An 18,492-nucleotide genomic window follows, 5' to 3' on the forward strand; every position below is an offset into this window, starting at 1 on the left:
CTCAGACCTCCTCGGTCAGCAGCGGGTAGACGCCGTTCTCGTCGTGGTCCTCCCGTCCGGTCACGGGAGGGTTGAACACGCACACGCACCGGAAGTCGGTCTTGGGGCGCATGGTGTGGCGCTCGTGGCCGTCCAGCAGGTACATGGTGCCGGGCTCGATCCAGTGGGTCTCGCCGGTCTCGTCGTTGGTGAGCTCCGCCTCGCCCTCGACGCACAGCACGGCCTCGATGTGGTTCGCGTACCACATCTGGGTCTCGGTGCCCGCGTAGAGCGTCGTCTCGTGCAGGGAGAAGCCGACCTTCTCCTTGGCGAGGACGATGCGCTTGCTCTCCCAGGTGCCGGACTTGGCCTTCACATGGCGGTCGGTTCCTTCGATGTCCTTGAACGAGCGGACGATCACGGTGGGTTGGGCCTTTCTCTTGCGTACGTCGGCTGAGAGGTGACGGGGGGTCAGGCGGTCTCGCGGACCGCGCGGGCCAGGATGCGCAGCCCCTCGTCGAGTTCTTCGGCGGAGATGGTGAGCGACGGAAGCAGCTTCACGACCTCGCTCTCCGGGCCGGAGGTCTCCAGGAGCATGCCGAGCTCGAAGGCGCGGCGGCAGACGGCCGTGGCGCGGTTCTTGTCGGTGAACTCCATGCCCCAGACCAGGCCGCGGCCGCGGAAGCTGACGCCGGACTCGGCGTTCTCGTCGGCGATGGCGAGCAGCGCGCGCTCGACCAGCTCGCCGCGGGCGATGGTCTGCTTCTCCATCTGGCCGTCGGCCCAGTAGGCGTTCAGCGCGGCGACGGCCGTGACGAAGGCCGGGTTGTTGCCGCGGAAGGTGCCGTTGTGCTCGCCGGGCTCCCAGACGTCGAGCTCCGGCTTGAACAGGCAGAGCGACATGGGCAGTCCGTAGCCGCTGATGGACTTCGAGAGGGTGACGATGTCCGGCTGGATGCCCGCCTCCTCGAAGGAGAAGAACGCGCCGGTGCGGCCGCAGCCCATCTGGATGTCGTCGACGATCAGGAGCATGTCCTGGCGGTGGCACAGCTCCTGGAGCGCGCGCAGCCACTCGGCGCGGGCGACGTTGATGCCGCCCTCGCCCTGGACGGTCTCGACGATCACGGCGGCGGGCTTGTTGAGGCCCGAGCCCTGGTCCTCCAGGAGGCGCTCGAACCACAGGAAGTCCGGGACCTGGCCGTCGAAGTAGTTGTCGAACGGCATCGGCGTGCCGTGCACGAGGGGGATGCCCGCCCCGGCGCGCTTGAAGGCGTTGCCGGTGACGGCGAGCGAGCCCAGCGACATGCCGTGGAAGGCGTTGGTGAAGGACACGACCGACTCGCGGCCCTTGACCTTGCGGGCCAGCTTCAGCGCGGCCTCGACCGCGTTGGTGCCCGTCGGGCCCGGGAACATCACCTTGTAGGGGAGGTCGCGGGGGCGCAGGATCACGTTCTGGAAGGTCTCCAGGAAGGCGCGCTTGGCGGTGGTCGCCATGTCCAGGCCGTGGGTGACGCCGTCGCGCTCGATGTAGTCGATCAGGGCGCGTTTGAGGACCGGGTTGTTGTGCCCGTAGTTGAGGGAGCCGGCGCCGGCGAAGAAGTCGAGGTAGGTGTGGCCGTCCTCGTCGTACATGCGCGAGCCCTGCGCGCGGTCGAACACGGCGGGCCAGCTCCGGCAGTAGCTGCGGACCTCGGACTCAACGGTCTCGAAGACACTCAGGGCGGGGGGCGTGATGGTCACAGCGGTCTCCTGGGATGGGGAGAGGGCGGATGTGCGAAGAAGAAGTTCGGGGGTCCCGGCCGTCGCGGGACGGGGCCGTCCCGTTCGTCGCGGGACGGCGTGCGTACGGCTCGGGCCGGGCCGGTGCGCCCGCAGGCCACGCCGCTACCGGCGTACGAATGGCTCGGACCGGTGCCGGCGGGCGTACGGTCCGGGGCCGCCACCGGCGGGCACGCGGCTCGGGCCGCTGCCGGCGCGCGTACGGCTCAGGCCGCCACCGGCGCGATCCGGTACAGCACCTCGGGCAGGTGGCTCTCGCCCGAGTCGGCGGGGAACACGCCCTCGTCGAAGAGGACTTCGCGGCTGACGGTCGCGCCGCGGCGCTCCGCGTAGGAGGTGAACAACCGGTCGGACGGGATGTTATCCGGCGTGATCGTCGTCTCGACGGCGGTGATGCCGTGGCTGGCGGCGACCTTCAGGGTCAGCGCGTCCAGCAGGGTTCCGGCCAGTCCCCGGCCGCGGTGCGCGTCGTCGACGGCCACCTGCCAGACGACCAGCGTCTCGGGGCGCTCCGGGCGGACGTAGCCGGTGATGAAGGCGATCGGGTCGCCGCCGGGCCGGTCGCGGGCGACCACCGAAGTCGTCGCGAAGTCGCGACACCACAGGAGGTAGCTGTACGAGGAGTTCAGGTCCAGGACCTCGGAGTCGCGGGCAATGCGCCAGATCGCAGCTCCGTCCTCCACTCGCGGGCTGTCGATCTCCAAAACTGACGTGGTTACTGGGTCTGCTTGTGCGGCAGTCATGTCGGTGAAATTTACCGAGGGAATTCAAAAAATGCATGGAGGGATGGGGTTGGCTGATGACGCTTTCCGTGTTATCGCGCGAGCGCGAACCGCTGGTGAACCGGTCGCGAATGAAGCCGATTTGCCCGGTAATTTCCGGGCAAATCGGCTTGCATGTGGGGTCGGTCACACGTCCGAAACACCGGTGTGACCCCTGCGGAATCCTGGTGTTTAGGCTCCATGATCGCGGGCAGAAGAAAACGGGAAGCTGCGGTGAACAAGCAGCTTCCCGTTTATCTGTGGGCCTCCGTTAATTCCGGGGAATGCCCGGCAATTCCATCGGCAATTACGTGTGAGTTATTCGCCCGGCCAGGTTTCCGCGACGGCCGCCCGGGCAGAAGCGGTCTTCACGCCCGGTGCGCCGAGCCGCTCCAGTGCCCCGCCCAGCGCCTCCAGCGAGGCGAGCACGGCCTCACGGGTGGCGTCCGTGCCGTAGTGGTTGACCCGGATCATCTCCTTGGCGAGCGCGCCGCCGCCCGCGATCAGCGGCACGGAGGGGTCGAGCGCGAGGGCCTCCGCGACGACCTCGGACGCGTCGAGCCCGCCGGTCACCCGCAGCGTGGTGGCGACGGGGGCCGCGGCCCCGGCCTCGTACACGAACGGCTCGATCCCGCCGCCGAGCGCGAGCGCGCCGGCCCGGGCCGCCCCGGCCGCCCGGGCGTGGCGGGCCATGACGGCGTCGAGCCCGTCCGCCGCGATGCGGTCCAGGCATGCCTCCAGGGCCAGCATCTCCAACTGCGCGGGGGCGAACATCAGCGTCCGGCGGCCGCCGTCGATCCAGCGGGCCTTCCAGTCCAGGAGCGAGAGGTACGAGGCGCGGGGCGCGTCGGGGTTGGCGGCGAAGCGCTCCCAGGCGCGGGCGCTGACCGCGACGGCGGAGACCCCGGCGGGACCGCCCATCGCCTTCTGCGCGCCGATGACGCACATGTCGACGCCCCACGCGTCGGGGCGCACCGGCTCCGCGCCGACGGAGGCGACGGCGTCGAGGTAGAACAGCGCGCCGTGCTCGCGGACGACGTCCCCGATCGCGGCGACCGGGTTGGTGTTGCCGGTGGCGGCCTCGGCGTGCACCAGGGACACGAAGCCGATCTCCGGGTGGGCGGCGAGCGCGTCGCGCACCGCTTCGGCGGTGACCGCCGCGTGGAAGGGCACCGCGAGGTCGTGCACGGTGGCGCCGCAGTCGCGCAGCCAGTTGCCGAAGGTCTGCCCGTAAGGACCGGTGACGATGTTCAGCGCGTGCGAGCCGCGCGGTGCGCCGGCCCGGATGCACGCCTCCAGCGGCAGCAGCGCCTCGCCCTGCATGATCACGACGTCCTGCTCGGTGTCCAGGAGGGCGGCGACCTTGCGGTCGATGCGCGCGACGTCCTCGGCGGTGAGGGCGGGCAGGTCCAGCAGGCTGTGGGTCACGGCGGCGCTCTCTTCGGATCAGTGTTCGGTCTTACCCGGCCGAGGGTAGTCCCACCGCCGTGTCCGGGCGCTTTCGCCGGTCCCCGGCACGACCGGCCGGGGGCGCGCCCGGCCTCGTACAGTGCTCGAATGAGCGATCACGAGGTGCTGCACGTGAAGGGGCGGGTGCTGGCCGGCCCGGAGGACGTACGGGACGAACTGTGGGCGGTGGACGGCCGGATCACCTACGAACGCCCGCCGGGGGCCGTGGAGCCGACGGTGCTGGAGGGCTGGACGATGCCCGGCCTGGTCGACGCGCACTGCCACGTCGGGCTCGACCGGCACGGGGCCGTGGACGCCGCGACCAGCGAGCGGCAGGCGCTGACCGACCGGGACGCGGGGACGCTGCTGATCCGGGACGCCGGGTCGGCGGCGGACACCCGCTGGATCGACGACCGGGACGACCTCCCGAAGATCATCCGGGCGGGCCGGCACATCGCCCGCACCCGCCGCTACATCCGCAACTACGCGCACGAGATCGAGCCCGGCGACCTGGTCGCGTACGTCGCGGCCGAGGCCCGGCGCAGCGACGGCTGGGTGAAGCTGGTCGGCGACTGGATCGACCGCGAGGCGGGCGACCTGACCCCGTGCTGGCCGCGCGGCGAGGTGGCGGCGGCCATCGCGGAGGCGCACCGGCTGGGCGCGCGGGTGACGGCGCACTGCTTCGCCGAGGACTCGCTGCGCGACCTGGTGGAGTCCGGGATCGACTGCGTCGAGCACGCGACGGGCCTGACCGAGGACACCATTCCGCTGTTCGCCGAGCGCGGGGTGGCGATCGTTCCGACGCTGGTCAACATCGCCACCTTCCCGCACCTCGCGGACGGCGGCGAGGCGAAGTTCCCGCGCTGGTCGGCGCACATGCGCGCACTGCACGCGCGCCGGTACGACACGGTGCGCGCGGCGTACGACGCGGGCATCCCGGTGTTCGTCGGCACGGACGCGGGCGGCGCCCTCGCCCACGGCCTGGTGGCGGAGGAGGTGGCCGAACTGGTCAAGGCGGGCATCCCCGCCCGGGACGCGCTCGCCGCGACGGCGTGGGGCGCGCGGGAATGGCTGGGGCGCCCGGGCCTGGAGGAGGGCGCTCCGGCGGACCTGGTGGTGTACGAGGCGGACCCGAGGGCGGACGTCCGGGTGCTGGGGGCGCCTCGGCACGTGGTGGTGAACGGGCGCGTGGTGGCGGGGCGGTGACGGACGTGTGACGCGGGGGGCGGGGGTGCGGGGCGCGTAGCGGCCGGCGGAGGCCAGGGGTGCGCGGTGGCGGGGAGCGCGCGGTGGCGGGGGGTTGACGGACGCGTGGCGGGGAGCGGGCGTTCTCCGTCGTGCGTCCCCCCGGGCGCTCCCCCGGACGGGGGTGAAGGGAGCGAACTCCCGTGCCCTCAGGGGCCTCCAGTTGCGAACTCATGCGCGAAAACCACCCCTTGGGGTGAACTCACGCTCTGCGCCCCCTCATTCACCCTCGGTGCGTAAGGATTCCCCTGTCTCAGTCGCCCGACCGCGGCCGCCACGGTGTCCCCCGTGACGGACGGCCGCGGGTCGGGCGGCGTCATTCACGCGTGCTTCTCTGTGGGGGTCCACCGCCTTGAACAGCTCTCTCTTCCGCCTGCCCGCAGTCGCCTCTGCCGCCGGGGCGCTGACGCTGCTGGCCCTGGCCGCGGGCCCCGCGCAGGCCACCGGCGACGACAAGGGGACGGCGCGGGCGTCCGTCCTGACGGCCGGCCTGGACGTGTCCCTGCTCGACAAGTCGCTGAACGTGCCGGTGAAGGCCTCCCTGAACGAGGTGACGGCCCCCGGGACCGCCTCGCGGACCGCGTTGACGGTGACGGTGGACGGGGTCGGCGCGGGGCGGCCGGTGTCGATGCTGCGGGCGGACGTGGCGACGGCCGGGGCGGACGTGCGGGCGGAACGGGCCGAGGCGCACGCGGAGCTGGCCCGGGCGAAGGTGCACGTGCCGGGGCTGCCCCTGCTGTCGCTGATCGAGGTCGAGAAGATCACCTCGCGGTCGGTGTGCGTGGCGGGGGCCCGCCCGGAGGCGGAGGCGAACGCGCTGGGGCGGGTGACGGTGCTGGGCAAGCGGGTCACGCTGACGGCGGGCGGGGTGACGCGGGTGCGGGTCCCGGCGGTGGGCGAGGTGGCGCTGACCCTCGCCAGGACGCACACGACGACGCGGGAGGCGGCCGCGGCGGCGCTGGAGCTGAAGGTGTCGGTGAACCCGCTGAAGCTGAACGTGGCGGAGGTGGAGGGGGTGGTGACCCTGGCCTCCACGGCGTGCACGGTGCCGGACGTCCGCACGGTGCAGGCGGCCCCCGCCGCCCCCGCCCCCGCCGCCCCCGCCGCCGCTCCCGCGCCCCAGACGGTGGCGGCCGATCCGGTCAACCTGGCGGAGACGGGCGGCAGTTCGGCGACGCCGTACCTGGTGGGCGGCGGAGTGCTGCTGCTGGCGGTGGGCGGCGCGGCGGTGGCCCGGGGCCGGCGGGCGTAGCCCGGGCACGGCCGGTGCCGGGGCCGCGCCCCGGCACCGGGACGTCCCGTCACCCCAGGACGGACAGCACGCGGTCCACGTCCTGGGCCGTGTTGTAGAGGTGGAAGGACACCCGCAGGTTCCCCGCCCGCGCGGACACCCGCACCCCCGCCCGCTCCAGCCCGGCCGCCCGGTCGCCCAGTCCCGGCACGGCCACGATGCCCGAGCCCGGGGCCGCCACCGGCTCGTGGCCCGCCTCCCGCAGCCCGGCCCGGAGCCGGTCCGCGAGCCCCACGTTGTGGGCCGCCACCGCCTCGACGCCGACCGACTCCAGCAGGGCCAGCGACTCCACCGCCCCCTGATAGCAGAGGAAGGGGACGGAGGTGTCGTACCGCCGTGCCGACCGGGCCAGTTCCGCGACCGGCCCGTAGGTGCTCGCCCAGATGTCCTCGGCCGCCGACCATCCGGCCTGGATCGGCGGGGTGACGTCCTGTGCCTCCTGCGAGACGGTCAGGAAGGACGTCCCGCGCGGGCACAGCAGGTACTTGTACGCGGCCGTCACCGTGTAGTCGTAGGCCCCGGCGTCCACCGCCAGCCACCCCGCCGCCTGCGACAGGTCGGCCAGCGTGCGGGCCCCGTGCGCCGCGGCGGCGGCCCGTACCGCCGCGTCGTCGGCCACCCGGCCGTCCGCGGACTGCACGACGGCCCACGCCACCAGCGCGGTCTCCGGCCGCACCGCCGCCGCGAGGTCGTCGAGCGGAACGCACCGCACCTTGAGGTCCGGACGTACGACGAAGGGCTGCACCAGCGAGGAGAACTCCCCCTCGGGCAGCAGGACTTCGGAGCCCGGCGCCAGCGCGGCCGCCACCACGGACGTATGGGACGCGACCGACGTGCCGACGGCGACCCGGCCCGCATCGACGCCGACCAGCCGCCCGTACGCCGCGCGGGCCACGTCCACGGCCTCGTACGTGCCCGCGTCGGGCCGCAGCCCACGGGCGCTCAGCTCGGTGAGCGTGGTGACGGCCTCGACGGTGCGGCGCGGCATGAGCCCGTAGGAGGAGGTGTTGAGGTAGGCGCCTTCGGGGGCGAACTCGCCGGGGACGAGCCCGGTTTCGGCGGGACGGACGGAGGGGGCGGGACGGGAAGAAGAGTTCATACGGGAACTCTGCCCGGCCCGCCCCGCCCCGTCCACGCCGTTTCACCCAACGGGCCGCGTTTCAGGCGCAGTTGCCGTCCACTTCGCAGGCCTGCCCCTCGGCCGCCACCTGCACCAGGGGCGAGCGGCCCTGCCACGCCTGTTCCAGCGCCTTCGTGAAGACCTCGGCGGGCTGTCCGCCGGACAGCCCGTAACGGCGGTCGAAGACGAAGAACGGCACCCCGCTCGCGCCGAGTTCGGCCGCCTCGCGCTCGTCGGCGCGGACCGCCCCGGCGTACGCGGACGGGTCGGCCAGCACCGCGCGCACCTCGGCCTCCGCGAGGCCCGCCCGTACGGCGAGACCGACCAGCACCTCGTCGTCGAAGACGGACGCGGTCCCGGCGAAGTTCGCGCGGTAGGCGAGGTCGAGCAGCTCGCTCTGCAGGCCGCGCTCCTTGGCGAGGTGCAGGACGCGGTGGATGTCGAAGGTGGAGCCGCTGTCGCGGCCCTCGGTGACGTAACCGAGGCCCTCGGCGTGCGCGTTGGCGGCGACGGTCTCCTCCATGGCGCGCGCCTGCTCGGGCGTGCGGCCGTACTTCTGCGCCAGCAGGTCCACGACCGGGACGACGTCGCCCTTGGCACGGTTCGGGTCGAGCTCGAAGGAACGGTGGACCACCTCGACGTCGGCCCGGTGCGCGAAGGCTTCGAGGCCCTTCTCGAAACGGGCCTTGCCCACGTAGCACCAGGGACACGCCACGTCGGACCAGATCTCTACGCGCAGGGGGGCGGCGGGGGTGGTCATGGTTCTTCTTCTCCCGGTCTCATACAAGTACAACTGTCAACAACAGGGGCAACCGCGCCGCGGCCGTCCCCATTCCCACCCTTATTCGATCCCTTGTTCGATAGCCTGCCCGGCATCATCCACGCTCCGACCGGAGGACGCCTGTGCTTCCCTCGCATTCCGAGTCCACCTCCCTGCGGATCCTGCTGCGCGAGGTCCGCGACAGCGACCTGCCGGTCTTCTTCCAGCAGATGAATGACGCCGCCGCCCTCGACATGGCCGCCTTCACCAGCGAGGACCCCGCCGACCGCGAGCACTTCGCGACCCACTGGCGGCGGGTGCGCGAAGATCCGCAGGTGGTGGCGCGGACCGTGGTGGCCCACGGGGCGGACGGCGAGGAGGTGGTCGTCGGGAACGCGGCCGTGTTCGGGCCCGCCGGCGAGCGGGAGATCACGTACTGGATCGGCCGCGAGCACTGGGGCCTCGGGCTGGCCACCCGGGCGCTGCGGGCGCTGCTGGACCTGGTGGCGGACCGGCCGCTGTACGGGCGGGCGGCGGCGGACAACAGCGCGTCGATCCGGGTGATGGAGAAGTGCGGGTTCGTGCTCTCGCACCGGGAGCGGGGGTATGCGAACGCGCGGGGCGTGGAGATCGAGGAGGTCGTCCTCGAACTCGGTTCCTGAACCGGCTCCACCGGCGCACGCCCGAGCCGTCTCCCTCCCCCTCGCCCTCCCGGGCCGCCTCCCCCGCGCGGGGGAGGCGGTTCCGCCGCGAGCAGGAGGTACGCGGGCGGCCCGGACGGGAGTGTGGAGGCATGACCACCCTCACTGCACCGCTCGCCCCGGCCGTCCGGCCGCCCTCCGCCGCCGTGCGGGCCCTGCGCGCCGTGGCCGTCGTCGCCTGCGTGCCGTACCTCGCCCTGAAGGTCTCCTGGATCGCGGGCGGCCGGCTCGGCATCCCCGACGGCAGTGCGCTGCTGGAGATGCCGGCGCTGATGGCGCTCGCCAACTCCGTGACCGTCCTGATGGACGCCGCCGTCATCGCGCTGGCCCTGCTGCTGACCCAGGCATGGGGCCGCCGGGTGCCCGCCGCGCTGCTGGTCCTGCCGACGTGGGCGGCGGCCGGGCTGCTCGCGCCGATCATGACCGCCTTCCCGCTGCAACTGCTCCTCGGCGACTCCCCCGGCGTCACGCCGCCCGACGAGGCCCCGTTCCTCGACCCGTGGGTGTTCACGGTGGTCTACGGCGGGTTCATCCTCCAGGGGCTCGCCCTGGGCGCGCTGTTCGTCCGGTACGCGAAGGAGCGCTGGGGGCACCTGTGGCAGGGCCCCGTCGCCGGGCTGCCGCGCCCGGCCGGCCGTACCGGGGCCGCCGGGGTGGCCGGGGCCGTGCTGGCCGCCGCCTGCTCCGTACCGCATCTGCTGGCGGCCTGCACCGGGCACGGGAGCGGCGCCGGGCAGGCGCTCTCCGTCAACGCCCGGCTGGTCTCCGGGGTGCACGGGGCCTTCGCCCTCACCGCGGCCGCCGGCCTGCTGGTGCTCGCGCTGCGGCTCGGCGGCCGCATCCCGCTGCGGGCGGCGCTGGCGGCGGCCTGGACGGGGTCGGGTGTGCTGGGCTGCTGGGGCGGCTGGATGCTGGCCACCGGAACCATGGCCGGGAACGCGGAGGCGGCCCCGCTCGCGGACCTGCTGGCCTACGCTGTCCAGGTGATCACCGGACTCCTCGCCCTGGTGGGCGGCAGGTCTCTGTTCGCCCGGCTGAGGCAGCAGCGGGAGCACACCGGATGAGCGGGCAACGGTCCCTGCGGACATGGCTGTTCGGGCGGTCGGCGCGGCTCGGCTGGCTGCACCTGGTGGTGGGCGGGGCGCTGTTGATGCCGTTCCACCTCGTGGGGACCGTGGTCGTGGGCCCGCTGGCCGGGGGCGGCAACCCGTTCCTGTCGGCGGCCGGCCAGCTCTCCGCCTTCGCGGCGGTGCTGCCGCTGGTCGCCGTGTTCGGGCTGCTGGCCCCGGCGCGGCCGCTGTCGGTGGCGACGGTCCGCTCGCTGGGACTCGCCCCGGCGCGGGGCGACGGCTTCCCGGAGGGGCCGGCCAGGACGCGGGCGGCCCGGGTGCGGACCTCGGGGTGGTTCACGCTGCACCTGGCGCTCGGCGGGATCGTCAGCGGGGCCTCGCTGGCGCTGACGCCGTTCGCGTGCGTGCTGGTGGCCCTGCCGTTCGTGCCCGTCCTGCGGGAGTCCCGGTACGGGCTGCCGGAGTTCGCCGGGCAGCCCTGGGCCCTGGCGCTCGCCCCGGTCGCGGGGGTCCTGTCGATGCTGCTGCTGGCCGCGGTGAGCGCGGCGGCCTCCGCGCTGCTGGCCCGGTGTGCGCCGGTGCTGCTCGGGCCCACCCCCGCCGACCGGCTGGCCGCGGCCGAGCGCCGGGCCGCCGACCTCGCCGTGCGCAACCGGCTGGCCCGCGAGCTGCACGACTCGGTGGGACACGCGCTGAGCGCGGTGACCCTCCAGGCGGGGGCCGCCCGCAAGGTCCTGGACAGCGGGCGGCCCGACGACGTGGAGTTCGTACGGGAGGCACTCGCCGCGATCGAGGACACCACCCGGCGCACGGTCGGCGAACTCGACGCCGTCCTCGGCGTGCTGCGGCGCGGCGAGGACGCCCCCGGGGACCGGACGGGGCCCGCGCTCGACTCGCTGGCCGGCCTGCTCGCCCGCAGCGGCGTCCCGGTGACGCGCGCCGGGGACGGCGACGACGTCCTGGCGAAGGTGCCGGGCCCGGTGTCGCGGGAGGCGTACCGGATCGTCCAGGAGGGCCTGAGCAACGCGCTGCGGCACGGCGGCGCGCGGCCCGTCTCGCTGCGGGCCGCCGTGCACGGCGGGGAGCTGGAGATCGTGCTGGAGAACCCGCTGCCGCGGCGCCCCGCCCCGGTCCGCCCCGGCGGCGGCCGGGGCCTGCGCGGCATGGCCGAACGGGCCGTGCTGCTGGGCGGGCACGCCGAGGCGGGCGCACACGCGTCCGACGGGGTCTGGCGGCTCACCGCCCGGCTGCCGCTGGCCGAGACGACCGGAAGGGACCCCCGATGAACACCACGCCCCGACAGCCCCCGCCCGCCCCCGCCGCCGAGCACCCCCTGCCCGCCCCCGTCCGCCTCGTCGTCGCCGACGACGAACGCATGGTCCGCACCGCGCTGCGCGTCATCCTGGACGCCGAACCCGACCTGGAGGTCGTCGGCGAGGCCGCGACCGGCGCGGAGGCGGTCTCGGTGGTCCGTGCCGTGCGCCCCGACGTGGTCCTCATGGACGTGCGGATGCCGGAGATCGACGGCATCCGCGCCACCGAGCAGCTCCTGGCCACCCTTCCCGACCCGCCGCGCATCGTCGTCGTCACCACCTTCGAGAACGACGCCTACGTGTACGAGGCGCTGCGCGCGGGCGCCGCCGGGTTCCTGCTGAAGCGGGCCGGCGCCGACGACCTGGTGCGGGCGGTGCGGCTGGTCGCGCGCAGCGACAGCCTCCTGTTCCCCGCGGCGGTCCGCTCGCTCGCCGCCGAGTACGGCCGTGGCCGGGCGGCGGACCCGCCCCCGTGGGCGTCCCGGCTCACCGGGCGGGAGGCGGCGGTGCTGCGGCTGATGGCCAAGGGCCTCACCAACGCGGAGATCGCCGCCGCCCTCGGCTTCGGCGCGGCCACCGCCAAGACCCATGTGGCCGCGGTCCTCGCGAAGACGGGGGCCCGGGACCGTACGCAGGCCGTGATCCTCGCGTACGAGACGGGTTACATCCAGCCCGGCTGAGCCCGGCGCGGCCGTCCCGCGCCCGAGGCCCCTGCCCGAGGCCCCGTACCTGAAGAAAGGATGAGAACCACCGCGGGACGGAACTCCCGTCCGGCCCCCGTTCGTCCTTCCCCACAGGATGAACAAGACGATCAGGCGCGCCGCCGTGTTCTGCCTGCTGCTCGTCCTCGCGCTGCTGGTGCGGGTGACATGGGTGCAGGCGTACCAGGGCAAGGCGCTCGCAGAGGACAAGGACAACCGGCGGAACATCGTGCAGCAGTACGCCCGTCCGCTCGGGAACATCATCGTGGCCGGTTCGCCGGTCACCGGTTCGGCGAAGACGGAGGGCGGAGACCTCGCGTACAAGCGCACCTACACCGACGGGCCGCTCTACGCGCCCGTCACCGGCTACACCTCGCAGGTGTACGGCGCGACCCAGTTGGAGGGCATCTACCGCAAGGTCCTCGACGGCACGGACGACCGCCTGAAGAACCCGTCCGACCTGGTCCAGGGCAAGCACCCGCGCCCCGGCAACGTCGTCACCACCATCGACCCGGCCGTCCAGAAGGCCGCCTACCGGGCGCTCGGCGACAAGAAGGGCGCGGTCGTCGCCCTCGACCCGAAGTCCGGCCGCATCCTCGGCATGGTCAGCACCCCGTCGTACGACCCCTCCACGATCACCGGATCGCACGACGGCGCGGCCTGGAAGAAACTGACCTCCGGCGACGACGAGGACAAGGCGATGACCAACCGGGCGATGCGCCAGCCGCTGCCGCCCGGCTCCACGTTCAAGCTGGTCGTCGCGTCGGCCGCGCTGGAGAACGGCCTGTACGACTCGGTGGACGCCCCGACGGCCAGCCCCGACCCGTACACCCTGCCCGGCACCCGCACGGTCCTGCACAACGAGAACCGGTCCGCGCCGTGCGAGAACGCCACCCTGCGCACCGCCCTCAAGTACTCCTGCAACAACGTCTTCGCGAAGCTCGCCGTGGACCTGGGGCAGGAAAAGGTGAAGGCGATGGCGGAGAAGTTCGGCTTCAACACCGACAAGCTGGACGTGCCGGTGCGCGCCTACGCGAGCGTCTACCCGCAGGGCATGGACAAGGCGCAGACGGCGCTGACGGGCATCGGCCAGTTCGACGTGACGGCGACCCCGCTGCAGATGGCGATGGTCTCCGCCGCCCTCGCCAACAACGGCGAGCTGCCCGCCCCGCACCTGGTGTCGGAGGTGACCGGCGCGGGCGGCGACGTGCTGGAGAAGCACGAGGACGGCGCGGACAACAGGCGGATCGTCTCCGGGCGCACCGCCGAGCAGTTGCGCAGCGCGATGGTCACGGTCGTCGAGGACGGCACCGGCACCAACGCGCGGATCGCGGGCGCGGAGGTCGGCGGCAAGACCGGCACCGCCCAGCACGGCGTGAAGAACAGCAAGACGCCCTACGCCTGGTTCACCTCGTACGCGAAGGACCGGAGGACCGGCAAGGAGGTCGCGGTGGCGGTCCTGATCGAGGACTCGGGCGCGGCCCGCTCGGAGGTCAGCGGAAACGGTCTGGCGGCGCCGGTCGCGCGGAAGACCATGCAGGCCGCACTGGGCGGGTGAGCCGCGGGCACGGAAGCCCGGCGGTCCCGTGCCGGACGGCGACGGGTCGAGCGCGGCCCGCGCGGGCCGCGCTCGACGCGTGCGTCCGGTGGGCTACTTCACGCCCGCCCAGCGCTTGACCGTGGCCTCCGCCTCGGCGCGCTGCTCCGGGGTGAGCTTGGAGATGAGCGCGCCGTGGTTGGTGTCCGGGGCGACGTACAGGTGCGAGTCGCGCTTGGAGGGGCGGTAGCGCTCGGCGCTCCACGGGTCGTTCTGCCCGTACACGAACATCATCCGCTGGCCCTTCTTGTTCACCCAGCGGTCGACGTCCTTGGCGTCCCAGCCGCTGTAGCGGGTGCGCATGTCGGCCGCGAGCAGGGAGTTGGGCTGGTAGATGTCCGGGTGGTTGCGGACGTCGCGCAGGTGCTTGAACTTCAGGTCGGCCCAGCCGAGCTGGGCGGCGGCCTGCCGGTAGTAGGGGCCGGTGCCCTCGGGGCCCGCGTCGGCGTCGGAGTAGATCGACAGGCCGTGGCCCAGCGACCAGTCGTACAGCTCCCGGTCGGTGGCCTTCTTGGCGTCGGGGACGGTCGGGCAGTCGGCGGCGGAGCCGGACTGCCAGAAGTTCCACACCTGGTCCAGGACCGAGAACTCGTAGGCGCGGTCGGTGGAGCCGAGCTGCCGGAAGGTGAGGCCCTGCTCCTTGGAGGTGGCCTCGAACAGCGGCCGGATCGTCTCGCGGCGCACCAGCATCTCGCGCTGCACGGCGTCCAGCGCGGTGCGGCACTCGGCGGTGCCGACGGTGGCGAAGAACTCGTCGTAGACCCGGTCGTCGCGGTTGTCGGCGTCGTTGGGGGCGACGTACGCGACGACGGCGTCGAGGTCCTCCGGGTAGAAGCGCTCGTGGTAGGTCTGCGTCATGCCGCCCTTGCTGGCGCCCGTACCGAGCCACTTGGCCGGGTAGATGCGCTTCAGGGCCCGCACGATGTTGTGTTCGTCGGCGGCCTGCTGCTGGATGGTGAGCTTGCTCCAGTCGGTCCGGCCGGCGGGGACGGACTTGCCGAAGAAGCGGTGCTCGACGCTCACCTGGTTGGCGTCCAGCAGGCGGGTGATCTCGCGGGTGCTGGAGGAGAGGGTGTAGCCGCCGGTGTAGTGCACGACGGGGGCGGTCTCGGCCTTGTGCCACAGGGTGAACTGCTGCTCGAAGCTGCCGCGCCACGGCCGGTCGTGGTCGACGGGCTGTCTCAGCATGAGCGTGAAGAAGGGCCGGCCCTCCTTCTGGGTCTCCGAGACGATCCGCAGGCCGGGGATCTTCTCCAGCTTCTCCCGGACGGTGGCGTCCTGCGCCACGGCCGAGCTGCCACGGGGCGCCGCGCTGGCGGCGTTTCCGGCGAGCACGCCGGTCGTGGCTATGAGTCCGGCACAGAACAGGGCGGGAAGTACCTTCGTACGCACGCTGAATTCCCCTCGGGCGGATGGTGACGCGTTGATCGATGCGCCGCAGCCCCGCATCGTAAGCACGCCGGCCCGCCCGTCGTCAGCCCCTCACGGCCACCGAATCGGATTCCGGTGTCCGACATGCGTACTGAGTGGTGAACTCTCAGGCCGCGGGGACCCATCGGGGGTCCCGCCCGCCGAGCCCCACCACCCTGTCCAGGAACGGCGATCCGTCCGGTACGTCCACGACGGGGCCGAACATGGGGGCGCGGGCCGGGTTGTCCGCCTCCGGGGCGAGCAGGGCGTAGACCACCTGGAGGCTCCGCCGGTCGCAGACGAAGGGCTGCCCGGTCGCGCGGGCCAGGTCCCAGCCGTGCAGCACCAGTTCGTCCAGGGCGATCTGCGCGGCGACCCCGGCGGGCAGCGGGGTGCCGCCGACGGTGGTGGCCCCGGTCCAGGCGTCGCGCTGCTGCCAGGAGCCGGCGAGCGCGGCGAGCTGCCCCGGCAGCCGCCGCCGCCAGTCCGCCGGCAGGGCGTCCCCGGCGGGGGGCTCGGGCCGTTTGCGGGCGGCGTCGCGGAACGCCGCCGTGCGGTGCACGAGGTGCGCCAGGAGGTCCCGGACGGTGAACCGGGCGCAGGGCGTGGGCCCTTGGAGCTGCTGCTCGGTCACCCCGTCGAGCAGCCGGACGAGGCGTCGGGCCGCCGGTTCGAGGTCGAACACGACGGCGGTGGGGGCGGCGGTCGTGGTGGTCGTCATCAAGGTCCCTCCCTGTTGCGTCCCGGAGCCGCGACGGCAGCGGTGCGCCGTCGCGGCAGCGACGAAGGGAAGACTCACGGCCGCCGGAAAACTCATCGAAACGGCTCGAAGTTCTTCTGGAAATGGGCGACTTCCCAGGTCGGGGCGGTGGTCCTCACTGTCCGGGCGGCACCTGTCCGGCGGGCCCAAGGCCCTGCGGGAGGCGGGATCTAGGGCATCTTCCCGATGCCTCGGCCCCGTCCGCGCTGCCACGCTGACGCCGCCCCACCCGAACAAAACGAAGGCGGCCCGGCAGTGATCACCTCCGTACGAACGCACGTCCTGCGGGACCGGAACGCGGCCCTCTTCCTCACGGTGGTCGTGGTGTCCGGGTTCGGCAGCTCGGCGATGTGGCTGACCGCCGGGATCTGGGTCAAGGACCTGACCGGTTCCGACGCCCTGGCCGCGCTCACCACCTTCTGCCTGTGGCTGCCGGTGCTGGCCGGGCCGCTGCTGGGCGCGGTCGCCGACCGGTTCCGCCGGCGGCCGCTGCTGATCGCGGTGAACCTCGCGACGGCGGCGCTCCTGGTCTCGCTGGCGGCCGTCGACGCGGCGGACCGGGTGTGGATCCTGTTCGGGATGCTCTTCCTGTACGGGACGGCCGGGACGCTCGCGGACGCCGCCGAGTCCGCGCTGGTCGCCGGGGCCGTCGACAAGCGGCTGCTCGGTGACTTCAACGGGCTGCGGATGACCGCCCAGGAGGGCATGAAGCTGCTCGCCCCGCTGGCCGGGGCCGCGCTGTTCGCCCGGTTCGGCGGACTGCCGGTGGCGCTCCTGGACGCCCTCACCTTCGCCGTCGCCGCCGGGCTGATCGCGCTGCTGCGGGTGCGCGAGGACGCCCCCGGCCCCCGGGCGGAAGGGTCCTGGGCGGACGGCGCGCGGTTCCTGCGGCGCTCCCCCGTGCTGCGGCCCCTGGTGGCGGCGGCCTCCGCGACGATGGTGCTCTCCGGCCTCGGCGGGGCCATGGTCTTCGCCGTCGTCGACCAGGGCCTCGGCCGCTCCCCCGCGTACACGGGCGTGCTGTACGCGGTCCAGGGCGCGGGCACCGTCCTCACCGGCGTCCTCGCCGGGCCCCTGCTGCGCCGGACGCCCGAGCGGGCGCTGGCCGCGGCGGGCATCGCGCTGTTCGCGCTGTCGGCGGCGCTGCGGGCGCTGCCGTACGAGGCGGCGGTGCTGGCGGGCAGCGCGGGCATCGGGCTCGGGCTGCCGTGCGTGCTGATCGTGGTGTTCACCGCGGTGCAGCGCGAGACGCCGGACGCGCTCCTGGGACGTACTTCCGCGACCGTCACCACGCTGGTGTACGGGCCGATGACGGCCGCCATCGCGCTCGGCTCGGCACTGGTCGCGGTGACCGGCCACCGGGCGGTGCTCGCGGCGACGGGCGCGGCGGGACTCGCCGCGGCGGGCGCGCTCGTTTCGGGTGCCCGTAGCACGAACCGCCGTACTGCGCCCATTACTTGACGCGGCCGCGTCCCGCTCCCTAGCGTCGCGACGGCCGCCGCCCCCAGCGGCGCCCCGTCGCGGAACCCCTGAGGAGCCCCTCCCATGCCCGCTGCTTCCCGCACCATCCTGCTCACCGGCGCGGCCGGCGGCATCGGCACCCTGATGCGGGGGCTGCTGCCGGCGTACGGATACGAGCTGCGGCTCTTCGACGCGACGCCCATCGAGGGCGAACCGGCGGCGGTGACCGCCGACCTCGGCGACAAGCACGCCCTGCGCGAGGCCGTCGAGGGGGTGGACGCGATCGTGCACCTGGCGGGCATCTCGCTGGAGGCGCCCTTCGAGAAGATCCTGCGCGCCAACATCGAGGGGACGTACAACCTCTACGAGGCGGCCCGCGCGGAGGGCGTGCGGCGGATCGTGCACGCCTCCAGCAACCACGCGGTGGGCTTCACCCCGATGCCCGGCCCGCACGGCCCGCTGATCCCGGCCGACGCCCCGCACCGCCCGGACACCTTCTACGGCCTGTCCAAGGCGTTCGGCGAGGACCTGGCCCAGCTCTACTGGGACCGGGACGGCCTGGAGACGGTGTCGGTGCGCCTCGGCGCGTGCTTCATGGAGCCGTCCACGGTGCGGATGCTGTCGATGTGGCTGAGCCCGGGCGACGCCGCCCGCCTCTTCGACGCGGCGCTCACCGCCCCGCGGGTCGGGCACACGGTGGTGTACGGGTCCTCCGCGAACACCCGGCTGTGCTGGGACCTGTCGACCGCGCGGGCGCTGGGATACGCACCGCAGGACGACGCGGAGCAGTACGCGGAGAAGCTGATCGCGGAGCACGGGGAGCCGCGTCCGGGCGACCCGGAGCACGACTTCCTCGGCGGGGCCTTCTGCACCGATCCGCCGCAGTGGCCGTACTGACGGGAACGCGGGCGGCGTGCCGGCCGGGCCAAGGCCCACCGGCGGGACGGGATACGGGTCCGGCCGCCCGGTGAGGGGCGGCCGGCCCGGAACCGCGGGGCCTTCCGCGCCCGGCGCTTCCGGGACCGGCCGGAGAGCATCGCCGACGAGCCCGCCCGGGGGGAACCGGAAAAGAGCGAGCACGCCCGCGATACGGAC

17 protein-coding genes are annotated in these 18,492 nt (G+C 73.7%); 9 read left to right on the forward strand and 8 right to left on the reverse strand.

The features are described 5' to 3' along the window. Position 1 precedes the first annotated feature (1 nt). From ACZ56L_RS17050 to ACZ56L_RS17065, 4 genes are all read right to left on the reverse strand, one after another. Positions 2 to 400 carry an ectoine synthase gene (locus tag ACZ56L_RS17050; RefSeq protein ID WP_345224211.1) on the reverse strand — a complete coding sequence of 133 codons (399 nt, stop codon included), beginning with the start codon at positions 398 to 400 and terminating at the stop codon, positions 2 to 4. Between the two features lie 50 nt (positions 401 to 450). Further along, positions 451 to 1,719, reverse strand: a complete 1,269-nt coding sequence (ectB, locus tag ACZ56L_RS17055; RefSeq protein WP_345224209.1) for a diaminobutyrate--2-oxoglutarate transaminase — start codon at positions 1,717 to 1,719, stop codon at positions 451 to 453. Between the two features lie 245 nt (positions 1,720 to 1,964). Beyond that, complete coding sequence (gene ectA, locus ACZ56L_RS17060; protein ID WP_471064779.1) at positions 1,965 to 2,501, reverse strand: diaminobutyrate acetyltransferase; 537 nt, start codon at positions 2,499 to 2,501, stop codon at positions 1,965 to 1,967. 336 nt (positions 2,502 to 2,837) lie between these two features. Beyond that, positions 2,838 to 3,947: a pyridoxal-phosphate-dependent aminotransferase family protein gene (locus ACZ56L_RS17065; protein ID WP_471064780.1), complete on the reverse strand. Its 1,110-nt coding sequence runs from the start codon at positions 3,945 to 3,947 to the stop codon at positions 2,838 to 2,840. A gap of 129 nt (positions 3,948 to 4,076) precedes the next feature. Here ACZ56L_RS17065 and ACZ56L_RS17070 point away from each other — a divergent pair, with 129 nt between their 5' ends. Together ACZ56L_RS17070 and ACZ56L_RS17075 are read left to right on the forward strand one after the other, a co-directional pair. After that, positions 4,077 to 5,174 carry an amidohydrolase family protein gene (locus ACZ56L_RS17070; protein WP_468684212.1) on the forward strand — a complete coding sequence of 366 codons (1,098 nt, stop codon included), beginning with the start codon at positions 4,077 to 4,079 and terminating at the stop codon, positions 5,172 to 5,174. A gap of 391 nt (positions 5,175 to 5,565) precedes the next feature. Beyond that, positions 5,566 to 6,465, forward strand: a complete 900-nt coding sequence (locus ACZ56L_RS17075; protein WP_468684210.1) for an SCO1860 family LAETG-anchored protein — start codon at positions 5,566 to 5,568, stop codon at positions 6,463 to 6,465. Positions 6,466 to 6,514: 49 nt separating this feature from the next. On the opposite strand, the gene ACZ56L_RS17080 is transcribed toward ACZ56L_RS17075, so the two are convergent. Beyond that, on the reverse strand, positions 6,515 to 7,603 hold the full coding sequence (locus ACZ56L_RS17080) for an aminotransferase class V-fold PLP-dependent enzyme (protein WP_471064783.1): 1,089 nt from the start codon (positions 7,601 to 7,603) through the stop codon (positions 6,515 to 6,517). A 61-nt stretch (positions 7,604 to 7,664) separates the two neighbouring features. Further along, a complete protein-coding gene (locus ACZ56L_RS17085) occupies positions 7,665 to 8,363 on the reverse strand; it encodes a DsbA family oxidoreductase (protein WP_471065216.1) in 699 nt (232 codons plus the stop codon). Between the two features lie 194 nt (positions 8,364 to 8,557). On the opposite strand from ACZ56L_RS17085, the gene ACZ56L_RS17090 reads away from it, so the two are divergent. From ACZ56L_RS17090 to ACZ56L_RS17110, 5 genes are all read left to right on the forward strand, one after another. Next, positions 8,558 to 9,046 (forward strand): GNAT family N-acetyltransferase, encoded by a 489-nt coding sequence (locus ACZ56L_RS17090; RefSeq protein ID WP_345226580.1) that lies wholly within the window; start codon positions 8,558 to 8,560, stop codon positions 9,044 to 9,046. A 131-nt stretch (positions 9,047 to 9,177) separates the two neighbouring features. After that, positions 9,178 to 10,149 (forward strand): hypothetical protein, encoded by a 972-nt coding sequence (locus tag ACZ56L_RS17095; protein ID WP_468684206.1) that lies wholly within the window; start codon positions 9,178 to 9,180, stop codon positions 10,147 to 10,149. Next, positions 10,146 to 11,441 carry a sensor histidine kinase gene (locus tag ACZ56L_RS17100; protein ID WP_468684204.1) on the forward strand — a complete coding sequence of 432 codons (1,296 nt, stop codon included), beginning with the start codon at positions 10,146 to 10,148 and terminating at the stop codon, positions 11,439 to 11,441. Before ACZ56L_RS17095 ends, ACZ56L_RS17100 begins: the two co-directional genes overlap by 4 nt. Positions 11,442 to 11,530: 89 nt before the next feature. Further along, complete coding sequence (locus ACZ56L_RS17105; RefSeq protein WP_380837074.1) at positions 11,531 to 12,148, forward strand: response regulator; 618 nt, start codon at positions 11,531 to 11,533, stop codon at positions 12,146 to 12,148. A gap of 118 nt (positions 12,149 to 12,266) precedes the next feature. Then, a complete protein-coding gene (locus ACZ56L_RS17110) occupies positions 12,267 to 13,727 on the forward strand; it encodes a peptidoglycan D,D-transpeptidase FtsI family protein (RefSeq protein WP_471064785.1) in 1,461 nt (486 codons plus the stop codon). A 93-nt stretch (positions 13,728 to 13,820) separates the two neighbouring features. On the opposite strand, the gene ACZ56L_RS17115 is transcribed toward ACZ56L_RS17110, so the two are convergent. Together ACZ56L_RS17115 and ACZ56L_RS17120 are read right to left on the reverse strand one after the other, a co-directional pair. Further along, positions 13,821 to 15,158: a S28 family serine protease gene (locus ACZ56L_RS17115; RefSeq protein ID WP_345224196.1), complete on the reverse strand. Its 1,338-nt coding sequence runs from the start codon at positions 15,156 to 15,158 to the stop codon at positions 13,821 to 13,823. A 145-nt stretch (positions 15,159 to 15,303) separates the two neighbouring features. Beyond that, on the reverse strand, positions 15,304 to 15,897 hold the full coding sequence (locus ACZ56L_RS17120; protein ID WP_345224195.1) for a TIGR03086 family metal-binding protein: 594 nt from the start codon (positions 15,895 to 15,897) through the stop codon (positions 15,304 to 15,306). A gap of 294 nt (positions 15,898 to 16,191) precedes the next feature. Here ACZ56L_RS17120 and ACZ56L_RS17125 point away from each other — a divergent pair, with 294 nt between their 5' ends. Both ACZ56L_RS17125 and ACZ56L_RS17130 read left to right on the forward strand, forming a co-directional pair. Beyond that, positions 16,192 to 17,397, forward strand: coding sequence for an MFS transporter (locus ACZ56L_RS17125; RefSeq protein WP_471064788.1), 1,206 nt, complete (start codon positions 16,192 to 16,194; stop codon positions 17,395 to 17,397). A gap of 84 nt (positions 17,398 to 17,481) precedes the next feature. Beyond that, the gene (locus ACZ56L_RS17130) at positions 17,482 to 18,294 is read left to right on the forward strand and encodes an NAD-dependent epimerase/dehydratase family protein (protein WP_345224193.1); all 813 of its coding nucleotides are present in this window, start codon (positions 17,482 to 17,484) and stop codon (positions 18,292 to 18,294) included. The last annotated feature ends 198 nt before the right edge of the window (positions 18,295 to 18,492 follow it).

It is taken from the genome of Streptomyces sp. NPDC039736, assembly GCF_055596485.1.